Annotated in this window: 6 protein-coding genes and 2 pseudogenes; 3 read left to right on the forward strand and 5 right to left on the reverse strand. The window is 68.8% G+C overall.

The genetic code is table 11. The features are described from left to right. Positions 1 to 45: 45 nt before the first annotated feature. A pseudogene (locus tag ACIRJT_RS32125) lies at positions 46 to 401 on the reverse strand (MerR family transcriptional regulator); the annotation flags it as partial. Between the two features lie 5 nt (positions 402 to 406). Beyond that, positions 407 to 1,255, reverse strand: a pseudogene (gene murJ / locus ACIRJT_RS32130) (murein biosynthesis integral membrane protein MurJ); the annotation flags it as partial. 89 nt (positions 1,256 to 1,344) lie between these two features. Between murJ and ACIRJT_RS32135 the strand changes: the two are divergent. Continuing rightward, positions 1,345 to 2,553 (forward strand): Ig-like domain-containing protein, encoded by a 1,209-nt coding sequence (locus ACIRJT_RS32135; protein ID WP_403916177.1) that lies wholly within the window; start codon positions 1,345 to 1,347, stop codon positions 2,551 to 2,553. Between the two features lie 180 nt (positions 2,554 to 2,733). After that, positions 2,734 to 4,329: a CocE/NonD family hydrolase gene (locus ACIRJT_RS32140; RefSeq protein ID WP_403916180.1), complete on the forward strand. Its 1,596-nt coding sequence runs from the start codon at positions 2,734 to 2,736 to the stop codon at positions 4,327 to 4,329. Between the two features lie 59 nt (positions 4,330 to 4,388). On the opposite strand, the gene ACIRJT_RS32145 is transcribed toward ACIRJT_RS32140, so the two are convergent. Further along, positions 4,389 to 5,087: a 4'-phosphopantetheinyl transferase gene (locus ACIRJT_RS32145; protein ID WP_403916183.1), complete on the reverse strand. Its 699-nt coding sequence runs from the start codon at positions 5,085 to 5,087 to the stop codon at positions 4,389 to 4,391. Between the two features lie 188 nt (positions 5,088 to 5,275). Here ACIRJT_RS32145 and ACIRJT_RS32150 point away from each other — a divergent pair, with 188 nt between their 5' ends. Then, positions 5,276 to 6,049: a thioesterase II family protein gene (locus ACIRJT_RS32150; protein ID WP_403916185.1), complete on the forward strand. Its 774-nt coding sequence runs from the start codon at positions 5,276 to 5,278 to the stop codon at positions 6,047 to 6,049. An 85-nt stretch (positions 6,050 to 6,134) separates the two neighbouring features. Here ACIRJT_RS32150 and ACIRJT_RS32155 read toward each other — a convergent pair whose 3' ends face one another. Both ACIRJT_RS32155 and ACIRJT_RS32160 read right to left on the reverse strand, forming a co-directional pair. Continuing rightward, positions 6,135 to 7,325: a cytochrome P450 gene (locus tag ACIRJT_RS32155; protein WP_403916188.1), complete on the reverse strand. Its 1,191-nt coding sequence runs from the start codon at positions 7,323 to 7,325 to the stop codon at positions 6,135 to 6,137. A gap of 110 nt (positions 7,326 to 7,435) precedes the next feature. Continuing rightward, entirely contained in the window at positions 7,436 to 8,659 is a 1,224-nt protein-coding gene (locus ACIRJT_RS32160; RefSeq protein ID WP_403916190.1) for a cytochrome P450, read from the reverse strand. Positions 8,660 to 8,924: the final 265 nt, after the last annotated feature.

The raw sequence follows: 8,924 nt of genomic DNA on the forward strand, positions 1-8,924 counted from the left end.
ACCCGTTACGCGCTCCGCTCCGGAGTGGAGGGCACGGTCAACGAGGGCGTCGCACCCACCGAAGGTGTCGTCGATGAAGTCGGTGATGAGGCGTCGGCGTTCGTCGTCGGAGAGCTTGGCAAGCTTGTGCATGAGGTCCATTTCCTCGGGGGTGGAGTCCCGTTTGGCCACCGCTCGCAGCACCGCGCGCCGCAGTCGGAGAGTGCGGATCTGTACTTCCAGGGCGTCGGCGTGTGCAGCCGCGACCTCGGCACCGAAACCTCGCGGTCCAGCACCTGCCGGATGACAGCAAGGTCGAGCCCCAGGTCACGCAGGGTGCGCACCAGATCCAGGCGCGCCAGTGCGCCGATGTCATAGAGACGGTAGCCAACCGGGCTGCGGTCCGTCGGCGGCACGATTCCGGCGGGAGCTGGTTGGTGAGGACCAGCAGCACCAGCCAGCCGGCCGCGCGGACCGGCCGGGTCAGCCCGCTGCCGCGCCGGTCGAACCGGGGCCGCCAGCGGAACCGGGCGGCGCGCAGGGCGGGTATCAGGGCCAGGGTCTGGACGGCTATCCCGGCGGTGGTACCCCAGCCGAGGAGGTGGGCGTCGGCGTTGGAGAGGGCGCCGTCGGAGTCGGCGGCGACGCCGATGTAGAGCCCGAACACCCTAATGATCGCGATGTTGTTGAGGACCGGGGCCCACATCATCGCGCCGAACCGGCCGCGGGCGTTCAGGACCTGGCCGAGCAGCGTGAAGAGTCCGTAGAAGAGGATCTGCGGCAGGCAGTAGCGGGCGAGTGCGACGGTCAGTTCGGCCTGGCGGCCGTCGTAGTCGGTGTACACGCCGACGATGAGGGGCGCAGCCGCCACGGCGAACCCGGTGAGCGCGAGGAGGCCGACGGTGCACAGGGTGAGCAGCCGGTCGGTGTACGCGGCTCCCCCGTCGGCGTGTTCCTTGGCCGCCCGTACCAGCTCGGGGACGAACACCGCGTTGAGCGCGCCGCGGATGAGCAGGATGTACAGGATGTTGGGCACGGTGTTGGCGACCGCGTAGCCGTCGGCGGTCGGGCTGGTGCCGAGCGCGGCGACGACGACGGCCGAGCGGACGAAGCCGGTGGCGCGCGAGACGACGGAGCCGGCCGCCATCACGGCCCCGCTGCGCAGCACCGATGCGGAGCGGGCGGGGGCGCCGGTGGTGTTGTCGACGGTCGCGCTCTCTGGTGGTCTCCCGTGTTCCGAGGTGCCGGCCGACGGTGGAGCGTACTCCGGGCCCAGCAGTGAGGTTTCTTCGGAGAAAGGAAGGAACCCGACATGAGGGAAATGCCTCTCCTCTGGTGAGCACACCTGCCCTGGAGGTTTTTCCGTTGAGTTCCGCACGTCCGCGCATCCCCCGTTCCACCCCGGCCGGTCGGAGGGCCCGGCTCGCCCTGACCGGGCCCGCGGCCCTGCTCGCCGCCGCGCTCACCGCGTGCGCGGGCGACCCCTCGGGCTCCGCCGAGGTGGGCGGGGACGACAAGGCGCCCGACACCAGCGTCTCGGTGAACCTCGAGGGCAGGGCGGCGGCTCCGGGCGGACCGGTGAAGGTGGCGCTGGCTCACGGAAAGCTGAAGACGGTGTCGGTGACGGCGGGCAAGGACCGCGCGCTGGGCGGGAAAATATCCGCCGACGGCCGGACCTGGACATCCGATCGGGTCGCCGCGCCCGGCACCGCGTACACGGTCGAGGCCAAGGACACGGACGGTGGCAGCGACCGGGCCGCGTTCGCCACCGCCGAGGCCGAGAAGGTGAACAAGCTCTCCCTCGCCCCGGGCAAGAACACGACCGTGGGCATCGCCCAGCCGCTGTCCGTCGTCTTCGACCACCCCGTGAAGAACAAGGCGGCCGTCGAGAAGGCCCTGAAGGTCTCCACGTCCAACGACACCGAGGGCTCCTGGGGCTGGCTCCAGGACTACTCGGGCAAGGACCGCGTCGACTGGCGGCCCGAGGAGTACTGGAAGCCCGGCACGAAGGTCACCCTGGACGCACAGCTGAACGGGGTCGACACGGGTGCGGCCGGCGGCTGGTTCGTCCGCGACTACACGACGACGTTCACGATCGGCGCGGCCCAGGTGGTCAAGGTCGACCTGGACCGGTCCCGGCTCGCACTGCACCGGAACGGGAAGCAGGTGCTGGACATCCCGATGTCGGCGGGCACCCCGGGCGGCGAGAAGGCATCCTGGCGGGGCACGGCGGTGCTGATGTCGAAGGAGGGCACGATCAACATGCGCTCCGAGACGGTGGGCCTGGGCGACGCCTACGACAAGATGGTCGACTACTCGATGCGGCTGACGTGGTCCGGGATGTACGTGCACGCGGCCCCGTGGAACACGGGCTATTTCGGCCAGGCCAACCGGAGTTCGGGCTGCGTCGGGATGAGCGACGCGGACGCCGCGGCCCTGTACGGACAGGTGCGGGTGGGCGACCCGTTCGAGATGACCGGCGCGCAGGCCAAGGGCACGGTCGCCGAGGGCAACGGGTACGGCGCGTGGAACCTCTCGTGGGAGGACTGGGCGGCGAAGAGCGCCCTGAGGTGACCCGGTAGCGCCCCGTTCCGGGACCAGAACACGCCAGTGGCGCCCGCTCCGGTCCCGGAGCACTACTGACACCATGTCCAACAATCGTTACCTTCACGCAACGCACCCGGTAGTTACCAGAGGTAAACAACCAGGGTTACCGTCGGGTCACTTTGCACTGACACGCGTGAGGAGTGACCCGTGGCACGTCCGAAACCGGCACTGCGCACCACCGCTTCGATCACCACCGCCGCCGTCCTGCTCGCCGGGGCCGCGCTCGGCGCCGCCCCGGCCGCGGCGGCGGCCCCCGGCACCGTGCCCGCGGGCACGACCGCCCAGGGCCTGACGTTCCACGACATCCCCGGCTCCGGAGGCATCACCCTCAAGGGGAACGTCTTCACGCCCGCCGGGGCGGCGGCCGGAACGAAGCATCCACTGATCGTCTTCCCGACGAGCTGGGCCATGCCGCAGATCGAGTACCTGGCCCAGGCCCAGAAGCTCGCCGACTCCGGTTACGTCGTGGTGAGTTACACCTCGCGCGGATTCTGGCTCTCGGGCGGGAAGATCGAGGTGGCGGGCCCGCCGGACATCGCGGACGCCTCCGCCGTCATCGACTGGGCGCTGGAGCACACCTCCGCCGACCCGGACCGCGTCGGCATGGGCGGCGTCTCCTACGGGGCGGGCATCAGCCTGCTGGCGGCCGGGCACGATCCGCGGATCAAGGCGGTGGCCGCGCTCAGCGGCTGGGCCGATCTGATCGACTCGATCTACAGCGGACGCACCCAGCACCTCCAGGCCGCCGCTCTGCTGGGCGGCGCGGGCCTGGTCACCGGCCGCCCGAGCGACGAACTGACGCGGACGCTGCGGGACTTCCTCGGCTCCAACCTGGACAAGGAGCCGGAGATGATCGCCTGGGGGAAGAAGCGCTCCCCCGAAACGTATCTGGACCGGATCAACGCCAACGGCGCGGCGATCATGATGGGCAACGCCTGGGGCGACACCATCTTCCCGCCCAACCAGTACGCCTCGTTCTACGACAAGCTCACCGGCCCGAAGCGGCTGGAGTTCCGCCCCGGCGATCACGCCACCGCCGAGGCCACCGGTCTGCTCGGGCTGCCGAACGACACCTGGACGAGCACCCGCCGCTGGTTCGACCGCTATCTCCGGGGCGAGCGCAACGGCATCGACTCCGAGCCGCCGGTCCAGCTCAAGTCCCGTACGGACCAGGGGTACGAGGGCTACCCGGACTGGAAGTCGGTGGGTGCGGTGAAGAACCGGATACCGCTGGACGGCACCAAGAAGGTGTGGGCCAACATCGACTCGGGCGCCAACGGCGGCATCGCGATCCTGTCCAACGCGCTGGACCAGTTCCTGAAGCTGCCGCCGACGGTCTCCGTGCCCCTGCTGCCGCGCACCTTCGCGAGCGTGTGGCAGTCGGAGCGGTACGCCGCCGAGCAGCGGATCCGGGGCACGTCCGCGCTGCACACCACGGTCACAGCCACGAAGCCGAGCGGCACCCTCGTCGCGTATCTCTACGACGTGGGGCCGCTCGGCGTCGGCAAACTGGTCAGCAACGCTCCGTACACCTTCCACGGGCAGACGCCGGGCCGGCCGTTTACCGTCGACCTGGAGCTGTACTCCACGGCCTACGACGTCCCGGCCGGTCACCGGCTCGCCCTGGTGATCGACACCGTCGATCCGTTGTACATCGAGCACAACCCGACCGGCGCGCAGCTGACCTTCTCCTCGCCCGGCACGGACCCGAGTCATCTCTCGGTCCCGCTGCGCGAGAAGTGATCACCGACTGCTGCCGGGCGGGCATGACCCGGCCGGCAGCAGCGTCCCCGGCCGGCCGGTCAAGACCCGCCGGCCGGGGTCGCGACGGCGGTGACGACGAGACCGTTCCGGACCATCCACCGGCCGGTGAACATGTCCGGGCCGATGCCCCGAGCCAGCAGGGGCCCGGGCACGAAGAGCCTGGCGGAGTAGAAGCCTCGATCGGAGCTCCACTGATCGCGGACGAAGCGGACTTCGGCATCCTTGAATTCCAGCACGCGATGATGGTGGGGAAACCACGCCTTGTAGATGCTCTCCTTGGCGCTGAAGAGGAGCCGGTCCCAATGGATGGCGGGTTCCTTCCGGGTGAGCGTCCGAAGCCCGGCACGTTCCGCCGCGGTGGAGTGAACCAGGTCGAGGACACCCTCGGGGAGCGCGCCATGAGGTTCCGCGTCGATGCCGAGCGCCAGTATGTCGGCGCTGCGCGCAACGGCGGCGGCCCGATAACCGTCGCAGTGCGTGATGCTCCCCACGATGCCCTCAGGCCAGACGGGCGCCCCGTGGTCGTCCTCGGCACGCGGAATCGGAGGAGGTTCCCCGCCGCTCAGCGCGGCGAGCGCCGCCCGGGAGCAGGCCCGCCCTGCCGTGAACTCGCCACGCCGCTTGGGAAGCGCGTTACTCACCGCAGCGGCTTCTTCCCGGTGCAGAGGTGCATTATCGAGTGCGTCACCATAAACGGCGCGGGTTCTCACGGCAGCGGGTAATACACGGTCGATCACCGACTCCCGCCTTCGTGGCCGGGCTTGACGACCGGATCACATTCACCGTTCGTCGAAGAATTCGGCATGAATCTGATAATTCTCCGCACGGCCCACCCCTACTTCTTGGACGAGTTACTGTTGCCCGAAAGCGCGGACCGAGGGTCTCCCCCTCGCGCGCGGTGACGGCGAACTCGGAGGAAACAGACATGTACAGCAGAGCTGACGGGCCGGGTCACCGGTGGTTCCGCATTCTGCGGGAGTGCCCGAGTCCACGTGTTCGCCTCGTGTGCTTTCCCCATGCAGGCGGTATGGCCAGCTTCTTCCGCACCTGGCCGCAGTATGTGCCCGCCGACGTGGAGCTCCTGGCCGTCCGCTACCCAGGCCGTGAGGACCGGCACAACGACCCTCTGGTGGACACGATGGAGGAGCTGGCCGAGCCGCTCGCGCGGGCGTGCTCCGCATTCGCCGACGCTCCCCTGGCGTTCTTCGGTCACAGTATGGGCGCTTCCGTGGCGACCGAAGTCGCCTTGCGCCTGGAGGCCGGGTTCGGCCGGACACTCGCGGCTCTGTTCGTGTCCTCCCGCCCGGGCCCAGGGCGAGAAGAGCAGATCCTTTCCCGCGAAACCAGTGATGACGAACTCATCGCTCACCTGGTGCACATGGGGGGATCCGCTCCTCAACTCTTCGAACATCCCGAGCTGCGCAATCTGCTGCTCCCCCCGATTCGCGCTGATTACCGACTTCTCGGCCGGTACACGCTTCCTCTCGACAGCCCCGCACTGGACACTCCTCTTGTCGGCTATTACGGGACGGAGGACCCGCGGGTCGACGGACCGGCCATGAGTTCGTGGGCTTCCATGACCCGTACCCAGTTCGACCTCCGGGCCTTTGAAGGCGGGCATTTCTATCTGGCCGAACGCCCCCGGGAACTCATCGCCGATCTGTCCAGCAGGCTGAGCACCCCGGTCAAGTCCGGGTGAAGACCCACGCACCCATGGCACCGCCGTTTCCGCAAGCGTGCCATGGGTGCGTGAGCGGGGATTCCTCAGCGGTTCACACGACGCGTCATCCGAAACTGAGCCGCAACGACTCCAATCCGAGGTTGGCACGCACCAGCTTGGCCCGGTGCGCGGTTCCCTCCGCGATGGTGTACCGCGGGATGCGGCGGTGCCATTCCTCCAGGACGATCCGCATCTCCAGGCGCGCCAGGTGCGTACCCAGGCAGCGGTGCGCACCGAGACCGAAGCTCGTGTGCGGGTTCTCCTGACGGTGGAAGTCGATCTCGTAGGCGCGCGGCCAACAAGCTTCGTCCCGGTTCGCCGTATTCAAGTGGGCGTTGACCAGGGTACCGGCGGGTACGGGGCAGCCGCCGATCTCCACGTCCTCGGTGGTGATCCGAGGCAGGAAGGGGGCTGGTGCGTCGAGCCGCAGCAGCTCCTCGACGGCGGCGGGAACGAGAGAGGGATCGTCCACCAGCTCCTGGAACCGCTCCGGGGAGGCGGCCAGCCGCTCCATACCGAGGCTCAGGGCGTCGGTGACGGTCTCCAAGCCGGCCAGCACGAGCATCAGGCACACACCCAGCGCTTCGTCGTCGGACAGCCGGTCGTTGCCCTCGATGGCCAGGATCTCGCTGAGAATGTCGTCGTCCGGGCTGCTGCGCCGGGTCCGTATCAGCTCCGTCAAGTAGCCCCCCATGGCCATGGTCTGCTCCACCTTGGCGGCCCGTTCCTCCGTGGTGAGGGGCAGTTCACCGGCGGCGTCGGCGGTCAGTTCGAGTGCGGCGTCCTTCCAGCCGATGAACCGGTCCCGGTCATCGAGCGGCAGTCCCAGCAGTGTCAGCAGCGACTGTGCGGGGAACGGGCCGGCGATGTCGGCGACGAAGTCGCAGCTGCCGCGGCTCTTGACCGCCTCGATGAGGTCGATGGCCTGGGCGCGCAACGACTCCTCCAGCGGCCGGATCCGGCGCGGGCTGAAGAACGGCTGCAGAATCCGGCGGTAGTTGGTCTGCTCGGGTGGGTCGAAGGCCAACGGAATGAGGGGATAGCCGGTCTCCACGGCATCGAAGACCTTCTTGATGGAGAAGCGGTTCGGTTCCCTCAGCACCGCTTTGACTACGGCAAGGCTGGTCAGAGCGAGGCCGTCCGCCATCGGCACGACCTCCCCCTGGGCGCTCAGCCTCCGCCAGGCCTCGTCCCGCCGCTCGGCGACCGGGAGATCGGCGATTCTGTTCACGGTCCCGTGATCAACACTCGTCATTGCCCTGATCCGTTCTTCGTCACTCTCGCTGCCCGCACTTCACTGATCGGGGTAGGGATTCGAGGGCTCCATGACGGCCCTTCGCACCCGTTCACCCCTGCTCCCGAGGCTCACACCTCGATCGGCAGCCGGGCCGCCCCCCGCAGGCTGAGCAGGCCGTTCCACTCGACGTCGCCGGCCAGCCGCAGTGCGGGGAAGCGCCGCACCAGCTCACCGATCGCCACTCGGCCTTCGATGCGGGCCAGCGCCGCGCCCAGGCACAGGTGCATGCCCCCGCCGAAGGACACATGGCGGCGTGCGTTCTCCCGGTCCAGCCGCAACTCCTCCGCGTCGGGGCCGAAGAACGACTCGTCCCGGTTGGCCCCGGCCAGGTTGGCGAGGATGAACGAACCGGGCGGTATCTCGTAACCTCCGACTTCGTACGGTTCCAGAGTGACGCGCCTGCTGTTGTGCACGGGGGCGTCGTAGCGCAGCAGTTCCTCGACCGCGTTCTGCTCGAGTTCCGGTTTGGCTCGCAGCAGTTCCAGCTGTTCGGGGTTCCGCAGCAGCGCGAGGGCCCCACCCGATATCAGGTTCACGGTCGTCTCGTGGCCGGCGACGTACAACATGGTCACCTGGGCCACCAGTTCGTCATGGCTGAGTACGTCCCCGTTGTCCTCAGCCGTGATGAGCGCCGTGAGCTGGTCGTCGGCGAGGTTGTGCCGCTTCCAGGCGACCGCTTCGCTGACGATGCCGAACAGCTCGGCGTCTGCCGCCTCGACGGCCCTCATCACCTCGGGATCGGTCGTCGGCTCGACCGAGCGCATCAGCGTATGAGTCAGCGTGCGCATCCGCACGGTGTCGGTCGGCGGCATCCCGAGCATCCGCGAGATCACGGTGAACGGCAGGGGGAAGGCGAGCGCCTCGACCAGGTCACCCCCTCCGCCGGCGGCGATGCCGTCGAGCGCCTCGTCGACGAGGGAACGTATCTCTCCTTCCATGGCGTTGACCGCGCGCGCGGTGAACGCCATGGTGACCAGTTTGCGCAGCCGCGTGTGGTGCGGCGCGTCCCGGTCCAGCAGGGCAAGGCCCTTCAGCCGCGGCTCGTCCGTCACGCCGGCCTCCGTGTACGCGTCACGGAAGGGTCCCGGGGCGACGTGACGCTGCTCGACGGAGAGCTTGGAGCGCATCAGTGCGGCCACGTCCTCGTAGCGGGACAACATCCAGAAGCCACCCGGATGCTCGTGCACCGGCACGTGCCTGCGCAGCTCCGCGTAGTGCGGATAGGGGTCGTCCATGAAATCCGGCGTGAACGGGTTGAAGATCAAGGGCTCGCTGGGCGTCTCGGTCGGCATGGTGAACTCCTGTCACAGGGCGATTCTGTGTACGCGGCGGCCGCCGCGCACAAGTCATGAGGTGGTGGGCAGGGTTGGGAGTGGACTTCCGTGGGGCGGGCGCCAGGACAAACGCGTCGAACGGCGACGCGCGACGACGGGGGACCCCGGACTCGGGCCCGGACTCGGCTTCGAGGAACGCCGTCGGTGTTCGCGGTGCGTCCCCTGTGCCACGGTGCTGTCGCCGAACAGCGGTCACAGGGCTTGATCGCCCCGCTCCAGGAGG

Origin of the sequence: Streptomyces sp. NPDC102283 (genome assembly GCF_044766265.1) — a bacterium.
In the GTDB taxonomy this organism is placed as follows: domain Bacteria; phylum Actinomycetota; class Actinomycetes; order Streptomycetales; family Streptomycetaceae; genus Streptomyces.

Coding starts and splice junctions, on each gene's coding strand:
- ACIRJT_RS32155 (WP_403916188.1), bottom strand. CDS start 7,325: ATGACGAGTGTTGATCACGGGACCGTGAACAGAATCGCCGATCTCCCG.
- ACIRJT_RS32150 (WP_403916185.1), top strand. CDS start 5,276: ATGTACAGCAGAGCTGACGGGCCGGGTCACCGGTGGTTCCGCATTCTG.
- ACIRJT_RS32160 (WP_403916190.1), bottom strand. CDS start 8,659: ATGCCGACCGAGACGCCCAGCGAGCCCTTGATCTTCAACCCGTTCACG.